This is a genomic window from Kribbella sp. NPDC051952 (assembly GCF_040680855.1).
Lineage (GTDB): Bacteria > Actinomycetota > Actinomycetes > Propionibacteriales > Kribbellaceae > Kribbella.
On sequence record NZ_JBFAXQ010000009.1, the window covers coordinates 140,821 to 165,604 of the forward strand.

Consider the following 24,784-nt stretch of genomic DNA (forward strand, 5'->3'; position numbering starts at 1 on the left):
TAGTGGCCGACAGTCGATCCATGAGACTGCTGAATCGGGTGGTGTGGCCGCTGCGGGTCCTGCTTGTGCTGTTGTTCGCGGGGTTGGTGGTGGCGCAGGTGATGAGCATGCCGGGGCAGTTCGCGTACATGGCGCGCGAGGATCCGGAGATGGCCTATCTGCGCTGGCCGCTGACGATCTGGTCGATCGTGGAGTTGCTCTGCGTCCAGGCCGTGATCATCTGCACCTGGAAGCTGCTCACCCTCGTCACCGCCGACCGCATCTTCAGTACGGCGGCCTTTGCCTGGGTCGACGCGATCGTGTGGGCGCTCGGTATCGGTTGGGTGCTGTTCTTCGGCGTCTACATCTACCTGGGCCTGCTCGCCACCGATCCCGCGCTGCCGATCGTCATGACCGGCATGATGCTGGTCGGCGGGGTTCTGATCCTGCTGGTCGTCGTACTGCGCGCCTTGTTGCAACAGGCAACGACGCTGCGCACCGACATGGAAGCAGTCATCTGATGCCGATCGTGGTCCGCATCGACGTCGAACTGGCCAAACGAAAGATGAGCGTCGGCGAGTTCGCCGAAAAGGTCGGTCTGACGCCGGCCAACGTCGCAGTCCTCAAAAACGGCCGAGCCAAAGCAGTCCGCTTCAGCACCTTGGAAGCCATGTGCGAAGTCCTCGATTGCCAACCGGGTGACCTCCTGGAATGGATCCCCGAGGACACGACCGAGCAGCACGTAAGCGCCCGACAGGAAAACAAGACCTAGCTTATATAAACTGGATCTTGTATCGTTGGCGCGATGGAGTACGCGATCTGCGTCCTAGACGGGTGCCAGAAGTGGCTGGACTCGTTGCCGGACAAAGACTTCGAGCCACTCGCCGGCCGCATTGATCTACTGGCCGAGCATGGACCGGCGACACCACGACCGACCGTTGACACGATCGAGGGTTCGCGGCACTCCAACATGAAGGAACTACGGTGCGGCAAGCTTCGCGTGCTGTTCGCGTTCGACCCGCAGACTCATGCTGTGCTCCTGATCGGTGGCAGCAAGGAGAATCGGTGGACTGAGTGGTACGACGAGAACATCCCGATCGCGGACGATCTGTTCGACGACTGGCTGGCCAATCTGGAACGGAATCCGGACTGGGCTGACAGCCCGGACCAACTAGGAGGCTAGACAACCTGCACGCAAGGGATATTCACACTCGGCGAAGGAGTAGAAGAATGGCACACCGCTCATGGGACAGCGTGCGGTCGGAACGGATCACCACCCCGGAGGCTGAAGCGCGGGTCACTGCTCATCGCGAGGCTGCTCGGGCCGAGCAACGCGCCTATCGGCTCAAGGAAGTGCGGCGGCACCAGGGCCTGACGCAGGTCCAACTGGCTGACGCGATGCACATCAGCCAGGCGGCGGTGTCGTCGATCGAGCGTGGTGAGTTGAGCCGTTCCGAGCTGAGCACGATCCAGAAGTACGTCGAGGCGCTAGGCGGCCGGATCGAGATCGTCGCGAATTTCGGCGACGAGCGCTTGGTCCTCGGCTGACGTCGAACGCCTCAACAGGTCGCCCGCCTCCAGCTAGATCCACGCTGACAATTACGCGGTAGCGCGGCACCGCTGGGACGAACGAGCAGAATCCCGCGGTCAACCGGGCTGGGTCGCCTCACCACGCAACCACGGTGCAGACGGCGAGGCGGGACAGCACGCGCTCTTGCGAGGAGCACCCCATCACCGCTTGGTTCACATCACCACAATGCCCGGAGCCACGGTGTAGTCGATGAAGCGCGACAGCGCGCACCCGGGCGGGTGGGAGCGCGCGGAGCGGCCGCGGTGAGGAGCGGAGCGACGAAGAGAGCGGCCGCGCAGCACGCGTGGGGCGGACCACGCGCGCACCCCGCCACCGGCCAGCTCACATCACCACGTGCCCCGGGACCCCGGTGTAGTCGATGAAGCGCGACAGCGCGCGCCCCTGGGGCGGGCGGGAGCGCGCGGAGCGGGCGCGGTGAGGAGCGCAGCGACGAGGAGAGCGGCCGCGCAGCACGCGTGGGGCGGACCACACGCGCGCCCCCAAGTACAGGTTCAGCCCTTGACGGCGCCTTCCTCGACGCCTTTGAAGAAGAAGCGTTGGAGGGTGGCGAAGACTATGACGATGGGGATGAAGGCGATCATCGTGCCGGCGGCGATGAGGCGGGGGTTGTTGCTGAAGGTGCCGGACAGGTACTGGAGGCCCACGGTCAGCGTGTACTTGTTCGGGTCGGTGAGCACGATCAGCGGCCAGAGGAAGTCGTCCCATGCGCCGATGAACGCGAAGATCGCGACCACGCTGATCGTCCCGCGCACCGACGGCAGACCGATGTAAATGAACCGCTGCCACGCGTTCGCGCCGTCCACGATCGCGGCATGGTCAACCTCGATCGGCAGGGACCTGAACGCGTTGTACATCAGCAACACGTTCAACGCACCGATCATGCCGGGCAGCGCGACACCGAACAGCGTGTTAGCCAGTCCGAACTCCCGCACCGTCACGTACTGCGAGATGATCGTGACCTCACCCGGCAGCACCAGAGTCGCCAGAAACAACCCGAGCACCAACCGACGCCCCCGGAACTGCAACCGCGACAACGCGAACCCAGCCAGCGATGCACCAAGAACGTTGCCGCCGACAACGAGGAATGCCACGACCAGCGAGTTCCGCGCGTAGTCCAGCACCGGGATCGTGTCGGTGACTTCCTTGTAATGATCGAACGTCGGCTGAGCCGGCAGCAGCCGCGGGATCCGGGTGTAGATGTCCTCCCCGGACCCCTTCAGCGAGGTCGACAGCTGCCACAGGAACGGCCCGATCGTAATCAGCAGTACGAACACCAGCAGCAGATACCGGACGACCTTCTCGCGCGGCGACACAGTGTTGAAGCCAAAGGAACCGCGACGCCGCCCACCAGGACCGGGAACCTCCGGACGCACCGCAGGCCGAGCCGGATCAGTCACAACGCTCATGCTTCCGCCCCTCGACGGTTGAGCCGCGCCAGCACCAGCATCGGTACGACGGTCACGAAGAACAGCACGATCGACAACGCCGAGGCGTACCCGAGGTTGCCTTCGAAGCCCTGGCTGTACTGCTGGATCAGCATCACCACCGAGTTGTCCCGCCCACCCGGACCACCCTTGCCACCACTGAGGATGAACAACTCGGAGAACACCCGCAGCGCCGACACCGAGATCAGGATCGAGATCAGGATCATCGTCCCGCGTACGCCGGGGATCGTGATGTGAACGAACCGCCGGAACGAACCCGCACCGTCGACTGCCGCCGCTTCGTGCAGCTCACGACCGACGTTCCCGAGAGCGGCCAGGTAGATGATCATGTAGTACCCGAGCCCCTTCCAGATCGTCAGACTGATTGCGCTGAGCAACAACAGCCACTGGTCCGAGAGGAACGGCAACGGGCCGGAGATCACGCCGAGCTTCTCGGCCAGTCCGTTGACCAGACCGCGATCGTCCAGGATCCATTGCCAGATCAGCGCCACCACGACCGCCGACGCCACCACCGGTGTGTAGAAGGCGGTCCGGAAGAAGGTGATCCCGGGCAACTTCTTCTCCACCAGTACGGCGAGGAACAGCGGCAGGACGGTCAGGAACGGCAGGCAGACCACCATGTAGATGACGCTGTTCAGCAACGCCCAGCGCAGCTGCTCGTCATGCAGGAGGGTCTCGAAGTTCTTCAGCCCGACGAAGTGGCCGCCGCCGATCGGCCTGGCGTTCGTGAACGACAGGATGACGGTGTTGATCGACGGCCACAGGTTGAACACCAGCAACCACGTGAGTGCTGGGATCACCAGCACCCACGGGGTGAACCACCGGTTGTAGCGCATTACTGCGTGAGGAGCTGGTTGGCCTTCGCCACCGCCGCGTCGAGGGCTGCCTGGGACGAGAGCTTGCCTGAGATCGCGAGCGAGATCTGCTGACCGATGAAGTCGTTGGTCGCACCACTGATTACCGGCGGCTGCAGCACCTTCGCCTTGGCCAGCGACTCGAAGGCGAGCACCTTCGCGTCACTTTCCGGCGTACCGTCGCTCTTCGAGAAGTAGGGGTCCGAGGCCGACGCCTTCGTGGACGGGAAGATGTTCACGATCTTGGCGAACGCGGCCTGGTTCTCCGCGTTGGTGACGAACCGGGCCAGCGCGATCGCGGCCGCCTGGTTCTTGGTCTTCGCCGACACCGACAGGCCCTGCACGTACAGCGGCGGGGTGTCGAGCGCGGGCGACGGGACGACCTTGCCCTTCAGCGACGGGTTGTCCTTCTGGAAGTCCTGGATCGCGTTGCCACCACCGGTGGTCCAGGCGACCTTGCCCTGGGTGAAGAGCTTGGAGTTGCCCAGGTACTCCTGGGTCAGGATGTCGCGCGGCAGATAGCCGGCCTTGTAGGCGTCGCGGTACTTGTCCAGCAGCGCGGCGGCCTCAGGGGTGTTGAAGACGAACTTCTTGCCGTCGTCGGAGACGATCTTGACGCCGGCGTTGGTGAAGTCACCGATGCCGGGCAGCCGGCTCATCAGGTACTCCTTGCCGCCGGTCTTGTCGTGCATGACCTTGGCGGCCGCGAGCAGCTCGTCGAACGTCTTCGGCGGGTTCTTCACATCGAGCCCGGCCGCGGCGAACTTGGTCGAGTTCCAGTAGTCGATGTCGGTGTTCAGGTACCAGGGGTAGCCGAACGTACCGTCCATGCCCTGGTACTCGTACGCCTGTACGCCGCCCTCGACGTACTCGTCCTTGATCTTCGGATCGGCGGCGCCGACGTCGAGCAGCATGTTCTGCTTGGCCAGCGAGAGCGCGAAGTCGGGCGGCAGGTTGGTCACGTCCGGCAGCTGACCGGCCGACGCCTGGCTCAGCACCTTCTTGTCGTAGCCGTCGCCGGGCTGGTCCAGCCAGGTGACCTTCGTGCCCGGGTACTTCGCCTCGAAGGCCTTGATCACGCCCTCGACGTACGTCGTGAACTTCGGCTTCAGGGCCCAGGTCTGGAAGCTGACCTCACCGGTCACCTGTGCATCCGCGCCGACGGTCGGCTTCGAGCCCCCACTGTCGCTGCCGGAGTCGGATCCGAGGCCGCAACCAGCCAGAGTGAGGGCAGCGGCGGCGAGGGCGGCCACCGGCGCCAGACGGCGTCTACGCATGGATTCTCCTGGGTTTGATAAACCGGTATAGCTCCTGCACTATCCACATCGTAGAATCCGCTGTCAAGGGGAGACAGACAGTCTCGGAGGGAGGTGCCGGATGGCCAGACCGACGATCGCCGACATCGCGAACCGGGCCGGAGTGTCCAAGGGCGCGGTGTCGTTCGCGCTGAACGGGCGGCCGGGCGTCAGCGACGCGACCAGGGAGCGGATCCTGAAGATCGCCGAGCAGATGAGCTGGCGGCCGCACAGTGCGGCGCGGGCGCTCGGTGAGGGCCGGGTCGACTCGGTCGGCATGGTGATCGCCCGGCCGGCCCGCACGCTCGGGGTCGAGCCGTTCTTCGCCCACCTGCTCTCCGGCGTGCAGTCCGGTCTGTCCGCGGAGTCGATCTCGCTGCAGTTGCTGATCGTCGAGGACACCAAGGCGGAGATCGAGGTCTACCGCCGCTGGGCCTCCGAGCACCGCGTCGACGGCGTGATCCTGGTCGACCTGACCGTGAAGGACCTGCGGGTCGACGAGCTGAAGGCGCTCGAGCTGCCGGCCGTCGTGATCGGCGGCCGCGGCGGCAAGGGCGCGCTCGCGTCCGTCTGGGCGGACGACCGGGACGCGATGCTCTCGATCGTGGAGTACCTGGCCGCGCTCGGCCACCGCCGGATCGCCCACGTCGCCGGTACGCCGGTGTTCCAGCACACCCAGCGCCGGATCCGGGCCGTCCGCGACGCCGCACCGCGGCTCGGGCTGATCGATGCACCCTCGCTGACCACCGACTTCAGCGACGCCGAGGGCGCGGCAACGACTCGCAAGCTGCTCTCCCAGGCGAACCGCCCGACCGCGATCGTCTACGACAGCGACGTGATGGCGGTGGCCGGGCTCGGCGTCGCGATGGAGATGGGCGTGTCCGTCCCCGGCGACCTGTCGATCGTTGCCTTCGACGACTCGATCCTGACCCAGCTGATGCACCCGGCCCTGACCGCGCTGTCCCGCGACACCTTCGACTTCGGCCGCCAGGCCGCCGAGGTGCTGCTCGAGGTCATCGCCGACCCCACCCAGGTGATCAACCGCCGCACCGCCGACCCAGTCCTGACCGTCCGCGAGTCGACCGCTCCCCCGGCCTGAGCTTGCTCGGCTTCCTAAACCGATTTAGCATCGTCGATATGTCCTCGGATCCCGTCTCGCCCCGGTTCGGCGCGAACTACGTCCCCTCGGCCGGCTGGTTCTACAGCTGGCTCGACTACGACGGTGACGCGGTCCGACGGGACTTCGCGGACCTGGCCGGGATCGGCCTCGACCACGTCCGGGTGTTCCCGGTCTGGCCGTGGATCCAGCCGAACCGGGCGATCATCCGCGAGCGCGCGATCGAGGACCTGTTGGACACCATCGACGCCGCCGCCGAACACGGCCTGGGCGTCGCGGTCGACCTGATCCAGGGCCACCTCTCCAGCTTCGACTTCCTGCCGTCCTGGGTGCTCACCTGGCACAAGGCCGGCCTGTTCGACGATGCCACCATCCGCGACGGACTCACGGCGTACGTCGACGCCGTGGCGCGCGCGGTCGCGACCCGGCCGAACGTCTTCGCGATCACGCTCGGGAACGAGGTCAACAACCTCTGGCCGGACAGTACGACGACCTCCGAGAGCTCGACCGGGTGGGCGCAGGACCTGCTCACCACGGTGAAGAAGGCGGCACCCGACGTACTCGCACTGCACTCGCTGTTCGACGACGCCTGGTACAAGGCGGACCACCCGTTCCACCCCGTTGATGTCGTGGAACTGGGTGACCTGAGCACTGTCCACTCGTGGGTTTTCAACGGGGTCTCACGGGTGGACGGTCCCCTCGGACCGGCCACGCTCACCCACGCCGACTACCTGGTCGAGCTGGCCAGGGCGACCTCGCTCGATCCGGCCCGACCCGTATGGCTGCAGGAGATCGGCGTACCCGGACCGGATATCCCGGTGGAGCTGCAGGCCGAGTTCACCCGGCGGACCGTCGAGACCGTGCTGCCCAACCCGGCGTTGTGGGGTGTGACCTGGTGGTCCTCGCACGACATCGATCGGCGGCTGCTGGACTTCCCCGATCGCGAGTACGACTTGGGCCTGTTCACCGTCGACCACCAACGGAAGCCGGCTGCACAAGCCCTGGCTGACCTCATCGAAGAGACGCGTACTCGAGGCATCCGACCGCAGCCTGCGACCACAATCACGGCGCCGGTCAACCTTCGCACCGAGCCGCATCGCCGCCCGGAAGTTGCGCCCGGCAGCGAATTCCACCTGCAGTGGGTCGCCGCCCGCGCCAACGGACCGGTGCGGATCGTCCTGCCCTAAGACTTGCCCGAGATCAGCACCTGGATACCGTCCAGGATGCGGGTGAGACCGAACTCGAGGTCGTCGTCGAGGCCGTCCTCGTACTCCTGATTCGTGTACATGGCGGTCAGCATCGGGTAGCCACCCTCGATCAGCCGCGGTACGAGGAACTGGCCGACCTGCTCCGCCTGGACCGGCATGTTGTCGGCGGCTCCGAGCTGCCGGGCCAGATCGCCGTAGTTCCGCGCGTACCCGTCCAGCAGCATCAGGCAGCCCAAGGTGTCGTGCTGGCTGAGCCCGGTGTCGGCCATGGCCTGCAGCATCGACTCGAGCCAGCGCAGTGCGTTCGGCGTCGCGGGCGCACCGTGGATCGGCATATCGAGGAGCCAGGGGCGTTCGGCGTACAGCTCGACCTGGGCGGTCACCCAGGCGGTCGCCGCCTCCCGCCAGCCGGACGGTAGCTCCGGCGGCTGCCCGATCGCCTTGTCGTGGACCAGCACGAGCAGCTCGTCCTTGGACCGGACGTAGCGGTACATGGCGTTCGTACTGACGCCGAAGTGGGCCGCGATCTTCTGCAGTGAGATCGCCTCGAACCCGTCCCGGTCGCCGAACTCGATCCCGGCCGCCACGATCTGCTCGACCGACAGCGCCGGCTTCGGCCCACGCCGCTGGACCGGCTGCACGCCCCAGGACAGGGCGAGCCCCGGCGGCAGGTCCGCGCGGTCCTCGGTCATGTCTCCATCTTCGCGTACGACGCCATCGGCACAGAGGGGTGCTAGCACCACCTCGAAAACGGGTCCTGGACACCGGGCGACAGAAACTGTTCAACCCATACGCTATTTCACATCAAGCCACTCCCGGAAGGAATCCTCCGATGCACACGATGCTCGAACCCCTGTTGCTCCCCGACCAGGTCCAGCTGTCCGCCGCGGACCGGAAGTCCGCCGCCGCCAAGCTCGAGAGCGCGGTCCGGCAGGGCAAGCTCACCCCACCGCAGGCCCTCGACCGATTCGAACTCCTTGACGCCGCGCGAACCCGCGGTGAGCTTCGTCAGGTCTTCGACGGCGTAACCGAGGCTCTGCCGGCCCGCGGCCTCACTATGGCGCTCCGCGCGGCCAGTGCGCTCTGGCTGGTCACCTGCGTCGTGCAGTTCGTGATCTGGGTGGTGCTCGCCACCTTCGGCCACTTCGACTGGCCCTGGTGGCTCTGGTCGGACATCGGCCTCGGCATGGTCGTCGGCATCCTCTGGTGGACCAACGAGTCGTACCACCGCAAGTCCGACGTACTGGTCACGCAGTGAACGCGCCGGTCCAGCTCACCGACGTCCGGAAGGTCTACGGCACCGGTCCCAGCGCGGTGACCGCGCTGGCCGGTGTGACCTACGGGTTCGCGGCGGGCTCCTTCACTGCGGTGATGGGCCCGTCTGGCTCCGGCAAGAGCACACTGCTGCACTGCGCGGCTGGTCTCGACTCACCGACCTCCGGTGACGTGCACCTGGCCGGACAGTCGCTGCGCGGGCTCGACGAGACCGCACTGACCCAACTGCGGCGTGAACACGTTGCCTTCGTCTTCCAGTCGTTCAACCTGATGCCGGCGCTGACTGTGCGCCAGAACGTCGTACTGCCGCTGACACTGGCCGGGAGGTCGCCGGACAACGCCTGGGTGTCGGAAGTGATCCAGCGCGTCGGTCTGGGCGAGCGGATGCGGCATCGGCCGAGTGAGCTGTCCGGTGGTCAGCAGCAGCGTGTTGCGATCGCGCGGGCACTGGCCGGGCGGGCGGCGATCACGTTCGCCGACGAGCCGACCGGCGCACTCGACACGGTCACCGCGCTGGAAGTGCTCGCGCTGATCCGCGATCTCGGGCAGACCACTGTGATGGTCACCCACGATCCTGTCGCGGCGTCGTACGCCGATCGCGTCGTCTACCTCGTGGACGGCCAGATCGTTTCGGAATCGATCCAACCGACCGCCGAGGCTGTCGCTGCTGAACTCGCGCACCTCAGCCTGTCTCCCTCGGAGCGCTGAATCATGATCCGCCTGGCCCTCACCACCCTGCGGTACCGGACCGCCGCCTTCCTCGCGATCTTCGTCGCGGTCCTGCTCGGCAGCGCCCTGCTCAGTGCGGCCGGCGGACTGCTCGAAACCGGACTTCGCCTGAACGCACCACCCCAACGCCTCGCCGCCGCCCCGATCGTCGTCACCGGCGACCCCGCCTACCACCCCCCGAACGGCTCCGGCTCAGCCCCCTTCCCCGAACGCCACCGCGTCGACCCCACCCTCGCCCCCAAACTCGCCAGTACGCCGGGAGTCGCAAAAGCAATCGCAGACCGCTCGGTCCCAGCTGTGGTGAACTCTGGTGCGTCGAGCGGGCACGGTTGGGCGTCCGCGGCCCTCACGCCGTACACGTTGACCGCCGGGCGGGCACCGCTGAGTGGTCAGGTTGTGCTTGACCAGCGTCTCGTCGGTTCTTCCAAGCCCGGTGACCAGGTCACCGTGACCGTCAGCGGGCAACCGCAGACCTTGACCCTCGCCGGGATCGCGACTGCTGAGCGGCAGGTCGACGTACCGTCCATCTTCTTCGCCGATGCCGACGCTGCTCGGATGGCACCAGGTGTCGACGCCATCGGAGTCTTTCCGACCGGGCCGGCGAAGGACCTGATCAAGCGACTCGACCTGCCAGAAGGAATCCGCGCGTACGCCGGAGACGACCGCGGCGTCGCCGAGTACAGCGGGATCGCGACGAGCCTCCCGCTCATCATCATGTCCGGCGTCTTCGGTGGGATGGTGGCCGTGGTGATGGCGCTCGTGGTCTCGGCCACGATCGGACTTTCGGTCCGCCAACGGCGGCGCGAACTCGCGTTGCTGCGAGCCAGCGGCGCAACCCCTGGCCAGGTCGCCAAGATGGTGATCGCCGAGACCATGGTGGTCGGCGTGATCGGTCTGCTGATCGGTCTGCTCTGCGGCCGGACCGCGGGCAACTGGATCTTCGGGATGCTGATCGACGGCGACATCGTGCCGGCCCAGCTGCGGTTCGACCAGGGCCCGCTCCCCTTCGCGGGTGCAGCGATCCTGACCTTCCTCGTCCTGCGGATCACGGTCGGCTTCGCCGCCGGCCGCGCGGCCCGGATCCGTCCGATCCAGGCGCTGGCGGAGGCCGCCGTACCTGAGGTTGCGCTGGGGAAGATCCGGCTGATCATCGGCGCGGTGTTCGCCGGAGCGACGGTGGCGATCGCGCTGTCCACGCTCTTCATGAACCCGACCAACGCGGCCGCGATCGGTGGACCGGCGGGTCTGACTGGATCCATCGCCGTCGCGATCCTCGCTCCCCTGGTGATTCAGCGGGCCCTCGTACCGCGGCTCACGGCACTGATCGAGAAGCGCGGGACCAGCGGCGTCCTCGCGGTGATCAACTTGCGGGTCCGCGCCGTCCAGTTCGCCGCGATCCTGATCCCGATCACGATCGCCACGACCATTGCGCTCGGCAACATCTACGCACAGACCACCCAGCAGAAGGCCGCGGTCGACGCGTACACGGACAACCTGAACGCGAACGTCGTCGTGACCAGCAGCACCGGCGGTATCCCCGCCTCACTGACCGAGGCGGCCCGCAACCTGCCCGGCGTGACTGCGACGTCGGAACTCGTTCGCAGCAAAGGCTGGATCGAGGAGCCGTACGACACCTCGCACACCAGTGACGCGTGGCCGCTGCTGGGCCTGAGCGGTCCGGTCTACAAGGGGAAAGTGACCAAGGGGTCGCTGGACGACCTGACCGGCGACACTGTGGCCCTCCCACCCGGCACTGCCAAGAAGCTGAAGGTCGGCGTCGGATCCGAGATCGGCGTTCGACTCGGTGACAACGCGCTGGTGAAGGTCAAGATCGTGGCGCTGGCCGAAGGGCCGTCGGGCTACGAGTCGATCCTGTTGCCGTCGGCCCTGCTCGCCGCACACACCACGACGGGGCTGCCCAGCCAACTGCTGCTGCGCACGGACAACCACAAGGTTCCCGCGTTCGACCTGTCGAAGTGGCCTGGGGCAACGATCGGTGACCGGGACCTGCTCGGCGCTGGGTACGACGCCGGCCTCGGAGTCGACGCGTGGATCGGGTACCTGCTGGCCGGGATCGCGGTCGCGTACACAGCGATCGCCTCGATCAACACGATCGCGGTCGCGGTGCTCGACCGCAGGCGGGAGTTCGGTCTGCAACGGCTGACCGGGTCGACCCGTCGACAGGTACGGCGGATGCTCACTCTGGAAGGTCTGGTGATCGCGGCCCTCGGTCTCGTCCTCGGCCTGATCGCGGCGGCGTTCTCCGTACTGCCGATCGCGGTCGCGACCCGAGGCTGGCCGATCCCCTCCGGTCCGTCCTGGATCCTGCTCGCCTGGGTCGTCGTGGTCCTGGCCCTCGTCCTCCCGACCACCGCGATCACTGGCCGGATCGCGATGCGTCCGAAGCCGATGGACGCCCTCAGCTCACCCGTCGGCTGATTCGACCCACCCGTAGCCGCCGTCTTCCAGGCGTACCACCTGGAGGCCGGCGGCCAGACGGCGTACGTCGTCGGTTTCGATCACGCCGGTCGCCGGGCCGGCGATGTCCAGGACGATCGCGGCGGCGCCTTCCTGGATGGCCGCGGTCGCGGCGAGTTGGGTCTGGGCCGGCATCGGGCGGGCTTCCGGGCTCCAGCGGGCCAGGCTTTCGGTCCCGGTGAAGGCCAGGAGGGCGTTGCGGCCGTCCTGGCCCTGGAGGAGCGCGACGGCCATGTCCGACGTCTTGTCGTGCGCCAGCCCGTTGTCGTCGTACTCGACCTCGCCGAGCATCGCCACCACCGGCACCAACAGCCGCGCCTTGGTCAGCGCGGCGAGCATCGCACCGTGATCACCCTCCGCGAGCGCAGCCGCCAGCGCGGCGTCGGCCGACCCGTCATCGTTGTCGAACCCGGTGAAGGCCAAGCGGCGCTGTGGTGGTTGCACCCGACCATTGTCCTCCCCTTCTTTCCTCCCCTTCCCCCGGAGCGGTGTTTCAGGGGTGCGTCAGGGCTCTTCCCCTCTTGGTTCGGGCGCGGACTGTGCGAGCCTGGGTATGTGCCTGACTTCAGCGATGTGACGACGATGCTGCCGCTCTGCGTGGGCCTCACGCTGCTCGGCCTGATCGGCTCGTGGGCCGCCTGGCGGCGCCGCGGGGCGGCGGCCGGCACCCGCGGTGTGGCCTGGTCCCTGCTTCCGGTCTCGCTGTACCTGACCGGACTGCTGAAGCTGGTCTGGGAGGTGGTCCACTCGACGGTGAGCTGGGTCACCCACCTGATCTTCTCGCCGACCGTCTGGGCCGGGGTCGCGCTGTTCGGTGTCTCGGTGGTGCTGTACGTCGTCTCCGGCGTGGCCCGGGGCCGTCGTGGGGACACCGCGAAGGCGCCGAAGGCATCGAAGGAGAAGAAACCCGCCTCGCCCGCGGGTGAGCTGACCACGACGGGTCCCGCACCCGCGTCGGCCGCTCCCGCCAAAGCTGCCAAACCCTCCAAGGGGAAGCAGCAGGAATCGTCGGAGTTCGACGAGATCGAGGACATTCTGAAACGCCATGGAATCAACTGATCGTGCTGCTGACCACAGCACCACCACAGCCCCACTGACCATCGACTCCCTGATCGACAACGTGCTGGCGGGCCCGCCTCACCTGGGCCGGACCAGACTGATCGGCATCGACGGGCCGGCCGGCTCTGGCAAGTCCACGCTGGCCGCATCCCTGCAGGCGCGGGCCGAGGCCCGCGGACTGAACACCTATGTCATCCACATGGACGACCTGTACGACGGCTGGGCCGGCGCCGTCCGCGGCTTCGGCCTGCTGCGTGACCACGTCCTGCAGCGGATCGCCGACGGCCGCGAGGGCCGCTACCGCCGCTACGACTGGAACAGCGGTGCGTACGCCGAACTCCACGTCGTACCGATCACCGTCGACCTGCTCATCGTCGAAGGCGTCACGTCCTGCGACCGCGAGGCCGGCCCCTGGCAGTCGCTGCGGCTGTGGATCGAGACGTCCAACGAGGTCCGGCTCGACCGCGGCATCGAACGCGACGGTGAAGCGCTACGCGACGAGTGGCTGGAATGGATGCGCTGGGAGCGCGACCACTTCGCCGAGCAGGCCACCCGCTCCCGCGCCCATGTCATCGTCGACGGCAACCCGACCGTCCCGCACGATCCGGCGCTGGAGATCATCCCGAAGTCGGTCGCGCTACCGCCTCACGACTCAGCTGCGTCCTGAAGCCCGTCCCACGACCATCGCGGGACGCCGGCGTCCTCGCGGATCTCGTCCCCGTTGTGGTGGTACATCGTGGTGAAGGTCGCCCAGGCGAAGTAGTCGTGCAGGACCTGGCGCAGGCGTGGATCGGTGAGTCCACTGTCGGTCATCGCCTGGTCGAAACAGGCGATCGCGCGGTGGTTCATCTCGTCGTGCTCGCCGTTCCCACTGTGCAGCCGCTCGACCTCCGCCTCGCTGCCGAACGTCCCGGAGTACGCCACCGGTCCGCCGAGCGCCTCACCCCAGTACGCCGCCAACCGTTCGGTGTGGTCCGGCTTGGCCCCACCGTGGAACGCGTGGCTCACGACCTCGTCCGCCATCACCAGCTCGTGCCACGCGTGCGCCAGCCGCAGCATCCCCTCGGCCCCACCCGCTGCTTCATACACCGTCTGCATGGGCCTCAGTCTGCTCTACTTCGGCCAGACGGTCACGAACATGCGCCCGCTCCGGCTCCGTCCCGGCCAGCTCGAGAGCCCGCCCGTACGCCGTCCTTGCCGCAGGCAAACGTCCGAGCCGGTGCAGCAGGTCGGCCCGGGCGAGGGCGAACGGGTAGTAGTCCCGCAGCCGTGGTTCGGCGGACAGTTCGTCGAGGAGGGCCAGCCCGGCCTCGGCGCCGTCGCGCATCGCGATCGCGGCCGCGCGGTTGAGCGCGATCACGGGAGACGGGTCGATGCCGAGCAGTACGTCGTACAACGTGACGATCTGCAGCCAGTCGGTGCCGGCGAAGTCGGTCGCCTCGTCGTGGAGGGCGGCGATCGCGGCCTGGACGGCGTACGGTCCGGCCGGTCCGCCGGTGAGGGCGGCGACGACCAGTTCGCGTCCTTCGGTGATCATCTCCTGGTCCCAGGCTCCGCGGTCCTGGTCCTCGAGCAGGACGATCTGACCGTCCGGCCCGGTGCGGGCGTCGCGGCGGGCGTGGACCAGCAGCATCAACGCGAGCAGACCGGTCACCTCGCGCTCGTTGGGGAGCAGCCGGTACAGGATCCGGGCCAGCCGGATCGCTTCCTCAGCCAGGTCGAGGCGTTGCAGGTACGGCCCGGAGCTCGCGGCGTACCCCTCGGTGAAGACCGAGTAGATCACCTGCAGTACGCCGGGCAGCCGCTCCGGCAACTCCTCCGGGCCGGGAACGCGGAACGGGATCCGCGCCACCCTGATCCGCGCCTTCGCCCGGACGATCCGCTTCGCCATCGTCGCGGTCGGAACCAGGAAGGCCCGCGCCACCTCCGGCGTGGTCAATCCCGCCAGGCAGCGCAGCGTCAACGCACCCCGATCCTCGGCAGCCAGCGCCGGATGCGCGCAGGTGAAGAACAGCTGCAACCGCTCATCCGGCAGCTCGTCGCCGATCGGCTGCGGCGCGGCCCGGTCCGCCTCGATCTGCAGTACGGCGAGCTTCGCGGCGTACACCTGGTCCCGCCGCAGCCGGTCGACCGCCCTCCGCCGGGCCGTCGTCATCAGCCAGCCGCCCGGGTTCGGCGGTACGCCGTCAACCGGCCAGCGGACCAGCGCCACCTCGATCGCCTCCGAGGTGACCTCCTCGGCCAGGTCGAGATCGCCGAACCGCCGGGCGAGCGCGGCCAGCAACCGGCCGCGCTCCTCCCGGAAGACCTCCTCGACCTGATCCACTCAGAACTCCGCGACCGGGCGGACCACCACCGACCCGCCGGCCCGCGACCCCGGGCACTTCGCGGCCCAGTCGAGTGCGACGTCGAGATCAGGGACGTCGATCACGTAGAACCCGCCAAGCACCTCCCGGGTCTCGGCGAACGGTCCGTCGGTGATCGTCCGCTTGCCGTCGTTCGCGACCTCGACCTTGGTGGCGGTGACCAGGTCGGCCATCGACTCGGACGCGACGACCACCCCGGCGTCGCTGATCTCCTTGTCGAACCGCATCCAGTCCTCGGGCTCACACCCGACCGCTCCCCCGCTCAGGTCGAGTTCGCCGGCGTTGATCAAGAGCATGTACTTCATCAGAACCTCCTGTGAGCGTGTCTACAGCATCACCACGAACGGGGTCGGCCCAGATGGACATCTGTGTACCTAAGAACAGGTAGTAGTCCCCTTTCCCACGATTCGCCGGGGGCGCTCAGGCGGGGAGGGCGTCGGCTGGATGGACTACTACCTGTCCTTACGTACGGCATCGGCGAAGATTGGCGTATGAGCGTATTGCCATCGGGCGAGCAGTGGACGATCCAGGGCGGCGGGTACGAGGCGACCGTGGTGAGCGTGGGCGGTGGGTTGCGCGGGCTCACGTACGACGGACGCCCGGTCCTGCTCGGGTACGGCGAGGACGAGCCGGCGCATGCGGGGATCGGCCAGCACCTGTTCCCGTGGCCGAACCGCATCACGGACGGCCAATACACGTTCGAGGGCGTGGACCAGCAGCTGTACCTGACCGAGCCGGCCCGGCAGAACGCGATTCACGGCCTGACCCGGTGGGCCAACTGGTCGCTGGTGGACTCCGACCCGGCGAAGGTGACCGTCGGCCACCGGCTACATGGGCAGCCCGGGTATCCACATCAGCTCGAGCTGTCGCTGACCTACGAGCTGTCCGACGGCCTGACGGTCACCGCGTCGGCGACCAACGTGGGCTCGAGTGCGGCGCCGTACGGGTATGGGACGCATCCCTATCTGAGCGTCGGCCGGAAGATCGACGAGTGCGTGCTGGAGTTCAGCGCGGCCGAGTGGCTGGAGGTGACCGCGGAGCGGCTGACCCCGATCGGGCTCGCACCGGTCGCCGATTCGCCTTTCGACTTCGCGATCGGCCGGGTGCTGGGCTCGCTGGATATCGACAACGCCTTCACCGGGCTCGGCGGCGGCTCGTGGTCGGTCACATTGAGCGATCCGGACACGGGAGCCAGGTCGGTCCTGACCAGTGACACGCCGTGGATGCAGCTCTACACCGGCGGCGCGATCGGGCGTACGGCGCTCGCGGTCGAGCCTATGACGTGTCCGCCCGACTCGTTCCGCACCGGGCAGGACCTGGTGGTCCTGAAGCCCGGTGAATCGCACTCGACTACGTTCCGAGTTTCCGTTTAGGACCTGCACCGTGCTCGCGGGCCACGGCCGCCAGTTCCTTGGCGGCCCGGCTCGCCCGCCGTCCCTCCGCGGCCTGCACCGCGAGAATGCCCAGCCGGTTGCCATCAGCATCGAACAGCTGCAGCCATGCGTCACCGGACCGGAACCGCAGCGCGGACACCTCGTCCCAGCGCAGCGTGTAGGACTTGAACACGTTGCGGATGTGCAGCCGATCCGCGTACGCCGTCACCCGCAACGTCGTCATCCGGTACAGGATCCACAGCACCGCGCCGAAGAACGCGAGCAACGTCAGCCGCTGGAACCAGCTGAACGTGTCCCGCGCGCTCTCCGGCAACCGGAACCAGATCACCCCGAACACCGCGATCAGCGACAACCCCATCCCACCGGCCATCAACGCCACAATCCGCGGATGGAACGCAAACAACCGGCCGGCGTGTGCCATGTCGGGGACCCGGTCAGATCCGGCAGGCGTGGATGTCTGTGGTGAGGATGGCACGTGCGCCCACCTCCCAGAGCTGGTCCATCAGGCGCTGGGCGTCGGCCCGCTGGACCATCACCCGGACGGCGACCCAACCCTGTCGGTGCAGCGGCGAGACCGTCGGGGACTCGAGCCCAGGCGCGACCGCGGTCGCCGCGTCGACGTCCTCGGCGCGGATGTCGTAGTCCATCATCACGTAGTTGCGCGCGATCAGAACGCCCTCGAGCCGGCGCACCAGCTGCTGCATCCCGTTCGCCGCGGTCTCCACGCCGTGCCGCTTGATCAGCACGGCCTCGGACTTCAGGATCGGCTCGCCGAACACTTCCAGTCCGGCCTGGCGCAACGTCGTACCCGTCTCGACGACATCCGCGATCACGTCCGCAACACCCAGCTGGACGGCGGACTCGACCGCGCCGTCGAGGCGGACGACGGCGGCATCCACCCCGTTCTCGGCCAGGTGATCTCGCAGGACACCGGCGTACGACGTGGCGATCCGCTTGCCGCCCAGGTCCTTCACGGAGTCGGCGGCACCGGGCCGGCCGGCGAACCGGAAGGTGGACGCGCCGAAGCCGAGGCTCAGGATCTCGTCGGCGTCCGCGTGAGAGTCGAGGACCAGATCACGGCCGGAGATACCGACGTCGAGGGTGCCCTCGCCGACGTACACGGCGATGTCGCGGGGGCGGAGGTAGTAGAACTCGACCTCGTTCGCCGAGTCGGTCAGGGTCAGGTCCTTGGTGCTCCGGCGCTGCTTGTAGCCGGCCTCGGAGAGCATCTCGGTGGCCGCTTCGCTCAGCGAGCCTTTGTTCGGTACTGCGACGCGCAGCATGGCACTGCCTTTCTCGAAGAGTGAACTAACGGATCTGTGTGTCGATCACAGATGTCGGTACACGTCGTCGAGGTCCAGTCCGAGTGCGTGCATCATCACCTGGGCGTGGTAGAGGAGCTGCGACAGCTCTTCCGCGGCCCGGTCCTTGCTCTCGTACTCGGCAGCCATCCAGGACTCGGCGGCTTCCTCGACCAGCTTCTTGCCGATCGTGTGCACGCCGGCATCCAGCGCCGCCACGGTCCCGGAACCCTCCGGCCGTGTCGCCGCCTTCTCACCCAGCTCGGCAAACAGCTCCTCAAAACTCTTCATCGCCCGCCCAGCCTAGAGGGCCGGATCCACTCCTCGGCCCCCAGGTCCGGATACTGGCTGGATGCAGGCTCCCCGAAGAGTGCGCGATCTTGGCGTCGTCGTCGGCACACTGCCCACCGGCCCGCTGAACGCGATCACCGACGTACCGGGTGTCCTGGTCGGGCAGACCACGATCTCGGAGGGGGACCTGCAGACCGGTGTGACCGCGATCGTGCCCGACAGCTATGCGACCGGATTGCCGGCCGCGGTTGCGGTGGGTAACGGGTACGGAAAGCTGGTCGGGACCACGCAGGTGGACGAGCTAGGCGTGATCGAGACGCCGATCCTGCTCACCGGCACACTGAGCGTGTTCCGCGCCGCCGATGCTCTGCTGACGTGGCTCCTGGATCGCAACCCGACGGCCACCAGCCGCAACCCCGTCGTCGGCGAGACCAACGACGGGTTCCTCTCCGACATCCGCCGCCGGCCGATCACCCCCGAGCACGTTCACGCCGCCCTGGACTCGGCTTCGACCGGCCTCCCGTTGGAAGGATGTGTGGGAGCCGGCACCGGGACCACCGCGCTCGGCTTCAAGGCCGGCATCGGTACGGCGTCCCGGGTCGTCGACGCCGGGACCGTCGGAGCGCTCGTCCAGTCCAACTTCTCCGGCACGCTCACCGTCCGCGGCACCCCGATCCCGGCTGAACCGATCGACGCCGACGGCAACTCCTGCATGATCGTCGTCGGCACCGACCTCCCCCTCGACGCCCGCCAACTCGGCCGCCTCGCGCGCCGCGCGATCTTCGCGCTAGCCCGGGTCGGCTCCGACTACGCCCCCGGCAGCGGCGACTACGCCATCGCCTTCAGCATGGGCGGTACGGCGGCCTACGCGGACCGCGACCTCCGCAGCCCGTTCCAGGCCGTCACCGAGTCGGTCGAGGAAGCCCTCCTCAACTCCCTCACGATGGCAACGACGACGACCGGATTCCGCGGCAACAGCGCCCGCGCCGTCCCCCACGATCTGATCCGACGAGCGACCTAGTCAGTACGCCGTCCCGACCGGCTGGTTGATCGTTGTCGGGTCGTCGAGGACCGCGAGCATCAGGTGCGCGACGTCGGCTCGCGAGATCGTGTAGCCGCGGGTGACTGTGCCGCCGACCAGGGTCCGGTAGGTCCCGGTGAGCGCCTTGTTCGTGAGCTTCGGCGGCCGCACGATCGTCCAGGCCGGCGAGCTGCTCATGATGTCCGCCTCCATGAGCCGGAGATCGGCGTACACGTCGGCCGCGAAGGCGTTGATCGCCGGGTAGACGACCCGCTTGTTGAAGAAACTCTCGTCCGCCGGGATCGGCCCGAGTGGCGCGGCGCTGACCGCGACAAACCGCCGTACGCCGACCTTTGACATCGCGGCCAGCATCGACCGCGTGCTGTTCGACGCGACCGGACCGTCCTTCCGGCCTCGGGCGCCCACCCCGGAGATGACCGCCTCGCTCCCGTCGACCGCATCCCGTAGCGGCTCCGCATCCGTCAGACCGGGCACCCGGACGACCTCCAGCGACGAGTGCTCCAGCTCGAACGCCGAGGACGTCCGGACCACCGCCGTCACCTTGTGCCCCGCGTCGAGCGCCTGCCGTACGACGTGACCGCCGATCCCGCCTGTTGCCCCGAACACCGTGATTCTCATCCCGCACTCCTCTGCTCTGTAACTCATATCGTACGGAACTCATACGATATGAGATAGAGAGAGATCGCGTGACGCGCGCCACGGGTTCAGGAGTAGAGGTCGGTCAACGTCCGGCCGAGGTTTGCGAGTTCGGTGCGGAGCTCTGGGGGCTCCAGCACCTCGAGTCCATCGCCGAACCGGCTGAGAGTGGCGGCGGCGTTGGGGATCGACTCGATCGGCAGGGTGACCGTGACGCTGCCGTCTTCGGCCCGCTCGGCGCCCGCGACTGCCTTCACCAGTTGGGGGAACGACACGTCGTGCATGCGCGCGACCAACCCCGCCGAGACGCGCAGTACGGCGTACCCGGTGAAGCGGACCTGATCGAACTGGTCCAGGTGCTCCTGCCAGAAATCGGCCAGCTCGAAGCCGGGCGTGCGCTCGAACTCCTCCTCGGTCGCGGTGAGCTCGAGGATGTTGGAGACGCGGTACGTACGCATCCCGCCGGGGGTCGCGGCAACGACGTACCAGGCGCCGTTCTTGAGGACGAGGCCGTACGGCTCCAGCACGCGCTCGACCTCGCGCGGCGCCTCCCAGCGGCGGTACAGGACCTTGACCCGGCGGTCGTGGAGGACCGCATCGGCGACGGCGGCGAGGTGGGGCGAGATCTCAGCGTCCTGGTACCAAGCCGGGAGGTCGAGGTGGAAGCGATTCTTCAGTTGTCCGGCGCGATCTCGTTGGTCGGGCGCAAGCGCTGCCAGCAGCTTCAGCTCGGCCGCGCTCGTCTCCGCGGTCAGCCCGAGCGCAGCGGCCGCGCCCGGCATCCCGACCAGGAACAGTGCGGCCGCCTCCTGCTCGGTGAGCCCGGTCAGCTTGGTGCGGTAGCCCTCGACCAGCCGATACCCGCCGGCCCGACCCTGATCGGCGTACACCGGGACGCCGGCTGCCGCGAGCGCCTCGACGTCGCGATAGATCGTCCGGAGCGAGACCTCCAGCTCGTCCGCGAGCTCACGCGCCGTCAGCTGCCGCCGCGTCTGCAGCAGCAACAGGATCGACAGCAACCGACTCGAACGCATGTCTGTCAGGTTAGCCGCAAACACTGCCATGGACTGTCAGGTATGCCCGCGACGCTTGGCTGCATGACGACATGGACCAAGGCAACCGGCGACTTCGACTTCCTCAACGGGTACTTCGACGTCCGGCACCGCACCCTGAAACAAGCCTTCGCCGGATCCGACGAGTGGCTCGAGTACGACGGCACCACGACAGCGCACACGTACTTCGACGGCGCGATCAGCATCGACGAGATGCGCTTCCCCACGAAGGGGTCGTACGGGCTGTCCGTCCGGCTGTTCGACCCGGTGGCCGAGCAGTGGAGCATCTGGTGGGTCGACAGCCGAACAATGCGGCTGTACCCGCCGGTCCGCGGCGGTTGGGCCGCTGATGGAAAGAGCTGCCGGTTGGTGGGCGAGGACGAGTTCGACGGTCAGCCCATCCTCTGCAGCTACGAGTGGTCGGACGTCACCGCGGAGACCGCGCACTGGGAACAGGCGTACTCCAACGACGGCGGCGAGACCTGGGAGACCAACTGGATCATGGACTTCACCCGCCGTTCCACTCCCCCGCCCGCCTTGGACATCCCGAAGCTGACCGGTGACTTCGACTTCCTGGTCGGCCGTTGGGACATGCACAACGAACGCCGCAAGCCCGCCCTGGGCGAGCCGGCCGAGTGGTACGAAATGAAGTCCGAGATGCAGGTGACGACGTACTTCGACGGCGCGATCAGCTTCGACGAGGGCTGGTTCCCCACCGAAGGCTTCCGCGGCGCGACCTTCCGCATCTACAACCCCGAGTCCAAGACCTGGGCCATCCACTGGATCAACAGCCTCCGCGGCCAGTTGGAGGACCCGGTCATCGGTTCCTTCGATGCCGACGGCACCGGCGTCTTCGAAGGCCCGGATGTATGGGACGGCCAACCCATCGACGTCCGCTTCCGCTGGACCCCCGGCGTGGACAAGGCCGCCTGGGAGCAATCCTTCTCCACCGACAACGGCCAAACCTGGCACCCCAACTGGAAGATGCAACACACCCGCATCTCGTGATCTGAGGTTCGGCTCAGGGGTGGATGTCGACCGGGTAGCGTCGCCTTCGGCCATGCTTCCCGATCGACGTGGAGGATCCGAATGAGCACAGTCCTGGTTACCGGGGCGTCTGGCATCGCGGGCCGGGAGGTTTCCCGGCGGCTTGTTGCGGCGGGGCATCGGGTGCGGCGGGCGGATGTGGCTCCCTCGCCTGATCCCGCGGACGATGCGGTCGGCGAGTTCGTACGGTGCGACACTCGCACGCCGACCGACGTGCTCGAAGCGGTGGAGTCGTGCGACGCGGTTGTGCACCTTGCGGCCTGGCATAACGCCCACCGCCCGGGTGTCAGCGACGAGACGATCTTCGCGGTCAACGTCGACGGCACGTTCAACGTCGTACAGGCGTGCCGAGCGGCCGGCATCCAGAGCGTCGTCTTCGCATCCTCGATGGCGTACGGCTGGGGCAGCGTCTACAGCGTCACCAAAGTGCTCGGCGAGGACCTCTGGAAGATGTATCAGGAGACCACCGGGGCCTCGGTCGCGCTCCTGCGCTACCACGGTTTCGTGCCCGAGCCCTACCTGCGCTGGGGCGAGCGGCTGCTCCGGAACGGCGTCGACGTACGCGACATCGCGACCGCAACAGCCGCCGCGACCCAGGCCGCCCTCGCCCACCGCTTCGACCTCTTCCGCACCATCGTCCACAGCAACCACGGAATGCCGGAAGAGGTCCGCGCCAACTTCACCACCCGCGGCCCCGAATGGTCGGAGTCACGGCTGCCGGGCGCAGCGGACCTGATCGAACGCCACAACCTCACGCTCCCCGAAACCGTCGAGCAACACGACCTCAGCGAGGCCGCGGACCTACTCAACTGGCGCCCGGACCACGACTTCATCGAGTTCCTCACCGACCTCCAGCGCCGTGAAGCCACCGGCGAAGACGTCACCAACCTCTGGGCCCCAGGCCGCATCCCGGCCTTATAACTCGCGGATGGCGAGCAAGGTTGACAGGGCTGCTTGGGTTGCTTCGTAGCCTTTGTCTTCTCGGCTGTCGGGGAGGCCGGCTCGGTCGAGGGCTTGGGGGTCGTTGTCGCAGGTGAGTACGCCGAAGCCGACCGGGATGCCGGTGGTTACGCCGACCTGCATGAGGCCGTCCGTCGTGGCCTGGCAGACGTATTCGAAGTGGGGCGTGTCGCCGCGGATCACCACGCCTAACGCGACGACAGCGTCGTACCCGTTCTTTGCTGCGTGCAACGAGGCGACCGGGAGTTCGAAGGAGCCGGGTACGCGGATGACGGTGTAGCTGGTGACGCCGGAGTCGTCGAGCGCGCGGATGGCGCCGGCGACGAGGGCGTCGGTGACCTTCGGGTGCCACTGGGCGGCGACGATCGCGACCCGGGCGCCGTCGACGCGGGGGACCTCGATGGTTGGTGCTCCACTGCCCGACATCAGCCGGCTCCGTTCTCTTCCGTGAGCACGCCACCGGGCAGGTGGTGGCCCATCCGGTCGCGCTTGGTACGCAGGTAGCGCAGGTTGTGTTCGGTCGGGTCGATCGAGATGCCGCGCCGCTCGACCACGTCGATGCCATAACCCTGTACGCCGGACAGCTTGTCCGGATTGTTGGTCAGCAACCGGACTTCCTTCACGCCCAGATCGGCCAGGATCTGCGCACCGGTGCCGTAGTCGCGGGCGTCCGCGGGCAGACCGAGGTCCAGGTTCGCGTCGACCGTGTCCCGGCCCGCGTCCTGCAACTCGTACGCCTGCAGCTTGTGCAGCAGCCCGATCCCGCGGCCCTCATGCCCGCGCAGGTAAACCACAACCCCGCCCTCGGCCGCGACCTGACGCATGGCCTCGTCGAGCTGCGGACCACAGTCACACCTCAACGAGCCGAACACATCGCCGGTCAGGCACTCCGAGTGCAACCGCACCAACGTCGGCCCCGCGCCGATCTCACCGCGAACCAAGGCCAATTGCTCCGACCCATCCACCGTGTTCCGGTAGCCGTGGGCAACAAAATCGCCGTACTGCGTCGGCAGCGTGGTGGTCGCGACCCGCTTGATCTGTGACTCGGTACGGCGCCGGTAGCGGATCAGGTCGTCGATCGACACCAGCACCAACTGGTGCTCGTCGGCGAACGCGCGCAGTTCCGCACCACGCTTCATCGTCCCGTCGTCGTTCACCATCTCCGAGATCACCGCGGCCGGAGTCAACCCGGCCAGGCGAGCCAGATCGATCGACGCCTCGGTGTGCCCGGGCCGGACCAGTACGCCGCCTTCACGACCACGCAGCGGGAACACGTGACCCGGCTGGACCAGGTCGTACGACTCCGATGCGGAGTCCGTGAGTACCCGGATCGTCCGCGCCCGATCGGCGGCCGAGATCCCGGTGCTGATGCCGTCACGGGCGTCGACCGAGATCGTGTACGCCGTACGCATCCGCTCCCGGTTGTGCGGGGTCATCAGCGGGATCCCGAGCCGGTCGAGCTCGGCGCCCTCCATCGGCACGCAGACCACGCCGGAGCTGTACCGGATCAGGAACGCCAGCAGCTCCGGAGTCGCCTTGGACGCCGCGAAGATCAGGTCGCCCTCGTTCTCGCGGTCCTCGTCGTCGACCACGATCACCGGGCGCCCGGCCCGGATCTCGTCGATCGCATGCTCGATCGTGTCGAGCTTCAGCACGGTGCCCATG

The 24,784-nt window shown here is 67.6% G+C and carries 30 protein-coding genes; 15 read left to right on the forward strand and 15 right to left on the reverse strand.

Annotated features, from left to right (window positions below):
• The first annotated feature begins 20 nt into the window (after positions 1-20).
• From AB0L70_RS18905 to AB0L70_RS18920, 4 genes are read left to right on the forward strand one after another with little or no spacing between them, the layout of a single operon-like run.
• Positions 21-500, forward strand: a complete 480-nt coding sequence (locus AB0L70_RS18905; protein ID WP_363685637.1) for a DUF2975 domain-containing protein — start codon at positions 21-23, stop codon at positions 498-500.
• Positions 500-751 (forward strand): helix-turn-helix transcriptional regulator, encoded by a 252-nt coding sequence (locus tag AB0L70_RS18910; RefSeq protein ID WP_363685639.1) that lies wholly within the window; start codon positions 500-502, stop codon positions 749-751. Before AB0L70_RS18905 ends, AB0L70_RS18910 begins: the two co-directional genes overlap by 1 nt.
• 33 nt (positions 752-784) lie before the next feature.
• Complete coding sequence (locus AB0L70_RS18915) at positions 785-1,162, forward strand: type II toxin-antitoxin system RelE/ParE family toxin (protein WP_363685641.1); 378 nt, start codon at positions 785-787, stop codon at positions 1,160-1,162.
• A 47-nt stretch (positions 1,163-1,209) separates the two neighbouring features.
• Positions 1,210-1,527, forward strand: a complete 318-nt coding sequence (locus AB0L70_RS18920; RefSeq protein ID WP_363685643.1) for a helix-turn-helix domain-containing protein — start codon at positions 1,210-1,212, stop codon at positions 1,525-1,527.
• A 534-nt stretch (positions 1,528-2,061) separates the two neighbouring features.
• Here AB0L70_RS18920 and AB0L70_RS18925 read toward each other — a convergent pair.
• From AB0L70_RS18925 to AB0L70_RS18935, 3 genes are read right to left on the reverse strand one after another with little or no spacing between them, the layout of a single operon-like run.
• A complete protein-coding gene (locus tag AB0L70_RS18925) occupies positions 2,062-2,976 on the reverse strand; it encodes a carbohydrate ABC transporter permease (RefSeq protein ID WP_363685645.1) in 915 nt (304 codons plus the stop codon).
• The gene (locus AB0L70_RS18930) at positions 2,973-3,851 is read right to left on the reverse strand and encodes a sugar ABC transporter permease (protein ID WP_363685647.1); all 879 of its coding nucleotides are present in this window, start codon (positions 3,849-3,851) and stop codon (positions 2,973-2,975) included. The genes AB0L70_RS18925 and AB0L70_RS18930 overlap by 4 nt, the downstream gene beginning before the upstream one ends.
• Positions 3,851-5,146, reverse strand: coding sequence for a sugar ABC transporter substrate-binding protein (locus tag AB0L70_RS18935; RefSeq protein WP_363685649.1), 1,296 nt, complete (start codon positions 5,144-5,146; stop codon positions 3,851-3,853). The genes AB0L70_RS18930 and AB0L70_RS18935 overlap by 1 nt, the downstream gene beginning before the upstream one ends.
• 100 nt (positions 5,147-5,246) lie before the next feature.
• Here AB0L70_RS18935 and AB0L70_RS18940 point away from each other — a divergent pair, with 100 nt between their 5' ends.
• Both AB0L70_RS18940 and AB0L70_RS18945 read left to right on the forward strand, forming a co-directional pair.
• Positions 5,247-6,263 carry a LacI family DNA-binding transcriptional regulator gene (locus tag AB0L70_RS18940; protein ID WP_363685651.1) on the forward strand — a complete coding sequence of 339 codons (1,017 nt, stop codon included), beginning with the start codon at positions 5,247-5,249 and terminating at the stop codon, positions 6,261-6,263.
• Between the two features lie 38 nt (positions 6,264-6,301).
• Complete coding sequence (locus AB0L70_RS18945) at positions 6,302-7,468, forward strand: glycosyl hydrolase (protein ID WP_363685653.1); 1,167 nt, start codon at positions 6,302-6,304, stop codon at positions 7,466-7,468.
• On the opposite strand, the gene AB0L70_RS18950 is transcribed toward AB0L70_RS18945, so the two are convergent.
• On the reverse strand, positions 7,465-8,181 hold the full coding sequence (locus tag AB0L70_RS18950; protein ID WP_363685655.1) for a TetR/AcrR family transcriptional regulator: 717 nt from the start codon (positions 8,179-8,181) through the stop codon (positions 7,465-7,467). The two genes, AB0L70_RS18945 and AB0L70_RS18950, sit on opposite strands and share 4 nt — an antisense overlap.
• A gap of 140 nt (positions 8,182-8,321) precedes the next feature.
• Here AB0L70_RS18950 and AB0L70_RS18955 point away from each other — a divergent pair, with 140 nt between their 5' ends.
• Genes AB0L70_RS18955 through AB0L70_RS18965 form a run of 3 tightly spaced genes read left to right on the forward strand, consistent with a single transcriptional unit; the run spans position 8,322 to position 11,932 of the window.
• Positions 8,322-8,747: a DUF1707 domain-containing protein gene (locus AB0L70_RS18955; RefSeq protein WP_363685657.1), complete on the forward strand. Its 426-nt coding sequence runs from the start codon at positions 8,322-8,324 to the stop codon at positions 8,745-8,747.
• Positions 8,744-9,472 carry an ABC transporter ATP-binding protein gene (locus AB0L70_RS18960; RefSeq protein ID WP_363685659.1) on the forward strand — a complete coding sequence of 243 codons (729 nt, stop codon included), beginning with the start codon at positions 8,744-8,746 and terminating at the stop codon, positions 9,470-9,472. Before AB0L70_RS18955 ends, AB0L70_RS18960 begins: the two co-directional genes overlap by 4 nt.
• Positions 9,473-9,475: 3 nt before the next feature.
• The gene (locus AB0L70_RS18965) at positions 9,476-11,932 is read left to right on the forward strand and encodes an FtsX-like permease family protein (protein ID WP_363685661.1); all 2,457 of its coding nucleotides are present in this window, start codon (positions 9,476-9,478) and stop codon (positions 11,930-11,932) included.
• On the opposite strand, the gene AB0L70_RS18970 is transcribed toward AB0L70_RS18965, so the two are convergent.
• Positions 11,918-12,415: an SseB family protein gene (locus tag AB0L70_RS18970; RefSeq protein ID WP_363685663.1), complete on the reverse strand. Its 498-nt coding sequence runs from the start codon at positions 12,413-12,415 to the stop codon at positions 11,918-11,920. The two genes, AB0L70_RS18965 and AB0L70_RS18970, sit on opposite strands and share 15 nt — an antisense overlap.
• A 111-nt stretch (positions 12,416-12,526) precedes the next feature.
• On the opposite strand from AB0L70_RS18970, the gene AB0L70_RS18975 reads away from it, so the two are divergent.
• Positions 12,527-13,030, forward strand: a complete 504-nt coding sequence (locus tag AB0L70_RS18975; protein WP_363685665.1) for a hypothetical protein — start codon at positions 12,527-12,529, stop codon at positions 13,028-13,030.
• Positions 13,017-13,697, forward strand: a complete 681-nt coding sequence (locus AB0L70_RS18980; protein WP_363685667.1) for a hypothetical protein — start codon at positions 13,017-13,019, stop codon at positions 13,695-13,697. The genes AB0L70_RS18975 and AB0L70_RS18980 overlap by 14 nt, the downstream gene beginning before the upstream one ends.
• Here AB0L70_RS18980 and AB0L70_RS18985 read toward each other — a convergent pair.
• From AB0L70_RS18985 to AB0L70_RS18995, 3 genes are read right to left on the reverse strand one after another with little or no spacing between them, the layout of a single operon-like run.
• Entirely contained in the window at positions 13,676-14,128 is a 453-nt protein-coding gene (locus tag AB0L70_RS18985) for an oxidoreductase (RefSeq protein ID WP_363685669.1), read from the reverse strand. The two genes, AB0L70_RS18980 and AB0L70_RS18985, sit on opposite strands and share 22 nt — an antisense overlap.
• Positions 14,112-15,356 (reverse strand): RNA polymerase sigma factor, encoded by a 1,245-nt coding sequence (locus AB0L70_RS18990; RefSeq protein WP_363685671.1) that lies wholly within the window; start codon positions 15,354-15,356, stop codon positions 14,112-14,114. The genes AB0L70_RS18985 and AB0L70_RS18990 overlap by 17 nt, the downstream gene beginning before the upstream one ends.
• Entirely contained in the window at positions 15,357-15,701 is a 345-nt protein-coding gene (locus tag AB0L70_RS18995; protein ID WP_363685673.1) for a YciI family protein, read from the reverse strand. It lies immediately after the preceding gene.
• Between the two features lie 186 nt (positions 15,702-15,887).
• Between AB0L70_RS18995 and AB0L70_RS19000 the strand changes: the two genes are divergently transcribed.
• Positions 15,888-16,769 carry an aldose 1-epimerase family protein gene (locus tag AB0L70_RS19000; RefSeq protein ID WP_363685675.1) on the forward strand — a complete coding sequence of 294 codons (882 nt, stop codon included), beginning with the start codon at positions 15,888-15,890 and terminating at the stop codon, positions 16,767-16,769.
• Here AB0L70_RS19000 and AB0L70_RS19005 read toward each other — a convergent pair.
• Genes AB0L70_RS19005 through AB0L70_RS19015 form a run of 3 tightly spaced genes read right to left on the reverse strand, consistent with a single transcriptional unit; the run spans position 16,747 to position 18,382 of the window.
• Complete coding sequence (locus tag AB0L70_RS19005) at positions 16,747-17,211, reverse strand: PH domain-containing protein (RefSeq protein ID WP_363685677.1); 465 nt, start codon at positions 17,209-17,211, stop codon at positions 16,747-16,749. The two genes, AB0L70_RS19000 and AB0L70_RS19005, sit on opposite strands and share 23 nt — an antisense overlap.
• Positions 17,212-17,224: 13 nt before the next feature.
• Complete coding sequence (hisG, locus tag AB0L70_RS19010; protein ID WP_363685679.1) at positions 17,225-18,073, reverse strand: ATP phosphoribosyltransferase; 849 nt, start codon at positions 18,071-18,073, stop codon at positions 17,225-17,227.
• A 45-nt stretch (positions 18,074-18,118) separates the two neighbouring features.
• Positions 18,119-18,382 (reverse strand): phosphoribosyl-ATP diphosphatase, encoded by a 264-nt coding sequence (locus AB0L70_RS19015; RefSeq protein ID WP_363685681.1) that lies wholly within the window; start codon positions 18,380-18,382, stop codon positions 18,119-18,121.
• 61 nt (positions 18,383-18,443) lie between these two features.
• Here AB0L70_RS19015 and AB0L70_RS19020 point away from each other — a divergent pair, with 61 nt between their 5' ends.
• Positions 18,444-19,403 carry a P1 family peptidase gene (locus tag AB0L70_RS19020; protein WP_363685683.1) on the forward strand — a complete coding sequence of 320 codons (960 nt, stop codon included), beginning with the start codon at positions 18,444-18,446 and terminating at the stop codon, positions 19,401-19,403.
• On the opposite strand, the gene AB0L70_RS19025 is transcribed toward AB0L70_RS19020, so the two are convergent.
• The gene (locus AB0L70_RS19025; protein WP_363685685.1) at positions 19,404-20,042 is read right to left on the reverse strand and encodes an NAD(P)-binding oxidoreductase; all 639 of its coding nucleotides are present in this window, start codon (positions 20,040-20,042) and stop codon (positions 19,404-19,406) included.
• Between the two features lie 86 nt (positions 20,043-20,128).
• A complete protein-coding gene (locus AB0L70_RS19030) occupies positions 20,129-21,094 on the reverse strand; it encodes a WYL domain-containing protein (protein WP_363685687.1) in 966 nt (321 codons plus the stop codon).
• Between the two features lie 63 nt (positions 21,095-21,157).
• Here AB0L70_RS19030 and AB0L70_RS19035 point away from each other — a divergent pair, with 63 nt between their 5' ends.
• Together AB0L70_RS19035 and AB0L70_RS19040 are read left to right on the forward strand one after the other, a co-directional pair.
• Positions 21,158-22,120: a hypothetical protein gene (locus AB0L70_RS19035; protein WP_363685689.1), complete on the forward strand. Its 963-nt coding sequence runs from the start codon at positions 21,158-21,160 to the stop codon at positions 22,118-22,120.
• 81 nt (positions 22,121-22,201) lie between these two features.
• Positions 22,202-23,080, forward strand: a complete 879-nt coding sequence (locus tag AB0L70_RS19040; RefSeq protein ID WP_363685691.1) for an NAD(P)-dependent oxidoreductase — start codon at positions 22,202-22,204, stop codon at positions 23,078-23,080.
• Here AB0L70_RS19040 and ribH read toward each other — a convergent pair.
• Positions 23,075-23,545: a 6,7-dimethyl-8-ribityllumazine synthase gene (ribH, locus tag AB0L70_RS19045; protein WP_363685693.1), complete on the reverse strand. Its 471-nt coding sequence runs from the start codon at positions 23,543-23,545 to the stop codon at positions 23,075-23,077. The genes AB0L70_RS19040 and ribH overlap by 6 nt on opposite strands.
• Positions 23,545-24,783, reverse strand: a complete 1,239-nt coding sequence (locus AB0L70_RS19050; RefSeq protein WP_363685695.1) for a bifunctional 3,4-dihydroxy-2-butanone-4-phosphate synthase/GTP cyclohydrolase II — start codon at positions 24,781-24,783, stop codon at positions 23,545-23,547. Before AB0L70_RS19050 ends, ribH begins: the two co-directional genes overlap by 1 nt.
• Position 24,784 lies beyond the last annotated feature (1 nt).

Bases quoted from the DNA above. Each gene is read 5' to 3' on its own strand.
- AB0L70_RS18905 (WP_363685637.1), top strand. From the start codon at position 21: ATGAGACTGCTGAATCGGGTGGTGTGGCCGCTGCGGGTCCTGCTTGTG.
- AB0L70_RS18910 (WP_363685639.1), top strand. From the start codon at position 500: ATGCCGATCGTGGTCCGCATCGACGTCGAACTGGCCAAACGAAAGATG.
- AB0L70_RS18915 (WP_363685641.1), top strand. From the start codon at position 785: ATGGAGTACGCGATCTGCGTCCTAGACGGGTGCCAGAAGTGGCTGGAC.
- AB0L70_RS18920 (WP_363685643.1), top strand. From the start codon at position 1,210: ATGGCACACCGCTCATGGGACAGCGTGCGGTCGGAACGGATCACCACC.
- AB0L70_RS18925 (WP_363685645.1), bottom strand. From the start codon at position 2,976: ATGAGCGTTGTGACTGATCCGGCTCGGCCTGCGGTGCGTCCGGAGGTT.
- AB0L70_RS18930 (WP_363685647.1), bottom strand. From the start codon at position 3,851: ATGCGCTACAACCGGTGGTTCACCCCGTGGGTGCTGGTGATCCCAGCA.
- AB0L70_RS18935 (WP_363685649.1), bottom strand. From the start codon at position 5,146: ATGCGTAGACGCCGTCTGGCGCCGGTGGCCGCCCTCGCCGCCGCTGCC.
- AB0L70_RS18940 (WP_363685651.1), top strand. From the start codon at position 5,247: ATGGCCAGACCGACGATCGCCGACATCGCGAACCGGGCCGGAGTGTCC.
- AB0L70_RS18945 (WP_363685653.1), top strand. From the start codon at position 6,302: ATGTCCTCGGATCCCGTCTCGCCCCGGTTCGGCGCGAACTACGTCCCC.
- AB0L70_RS18950 (WP_363685655.1), bottom strand. From the start codon at position 8,181: ATGACCGAGGACCGCGCGGACCTGCCGCCGGGGCTCGCCCTGTCCTGG.
- AB0L70_RS18955 (WP_363685657.1), top strand. From the start codon at position 8,322: ATGCACACGATGCTCGAACCCCTGTTGCTCCCCGACCAGGTCCAGCTG.
- AB0L70_RS18965 (WP_363685661.1), top strand. From the start codon at position 9,476: ATGATCCGCCTGGCCCTCACCACCCTGCGGTACCGGACCGCCGCCTTC.
- AB0L70_RS18980 (WP_363685667.1), top strand. From the start codon at position 13,017: ATGGAATCAACTGATCGTGCTGCTGACCACAGCACCACCACAGCCCCA.
- AB0L70_RS18985 (WP_363685669.1), bottom strand. From the start codon at position 14,128: ATGCAGACGGTGTATGAAGCAGCGGGTGGGGCCGAGGGGATGCTGCGG.
- AB0L70_RS18995 (WP_363685673.1), bottom strand. From the start codon at position 15,701: ATGAAGTACATGCTCTTGATCAACGCCGGCGAACTCGACCTGAGCGGG.
- AB0L70_RS19000 (WP_363685675.1), top strand. From the start codon at position 15,888: ATGAGCGTATTGCCATCGGGCGAGCAGTGGACGATCCAGGGCGGCGGG.
- AB0L70_RS19005 (WP_363685677.1), bottom strand. From the start codon at position 17,211: ATGGCACACGCCGGCCGGTTGTTTGCGTTCCATCCGCGGATTGTGGCG.
- hisG (WP_363685679.1), bottom strand. From the start codon at position 18,073: ATGCTGCGCGTCGCAGTACCGAACAAAGGCTCGCTGAGCGAAGCGGCC.
- AB0L70_RS19015 (WP_363685681.1), bottom strand. From the start codon at position 18,382: ATGAAGAGTTTTGAGGAGCTGTTTGCCGAGCTGGGTGAGAAGGCGGCG.
- AB0L70_RS19020 (WP_363685683.1), top strand. From the start codon at position 18,444: ATGCAGGCTCCCCGAAGAGTGCGCGATCTTGGCGTCGTCGTCGGCACA.
- AB0L70_RS19025 (WP_363685685.1), bottom strand. From the start codon at position 20,042: ATGAGAATCACGGTGTTCGGGGCAACAGGCGGGATCGGCGGTCACGTC.
- AB0L70_RS19030 (WP_363685687.1), bottom strand. From the start codon at position 21,094: ATGCGTTCGAGTCGGTTGCTGTCGATCCTGTTGCTGCTGCAGACGCGG.
- AB0L70_RS19035 (WP_363685689.1), top strand. From the start codon at position 21,158: ATGACGACATGGACCAAGGCAACCGGCGACTTCGACTTCCTCAACGGG.
- AB0L70_RS19040 (WP_363685691.1), top strand. From the start codon at position 22,202: ATGAGCACAGTCCTGGTTACCGGGGCGTCTGGCATCGCGGGCCGGGAG.
- ribH (WP_363685693.1), bottom strand. From the start codon at position 23,545: ATGTCGGGCAGTGGAGCACCAACCATCGAGGTCCCCCGCGTCGACGGC.
- AB0L70_RS19050 (WP_363685695.1), bottom strand. From the start codon at position 24,783: ATGGGCACCGTGCTGAAGCTCGACACGATCGAGCATGCGATCGACGAG.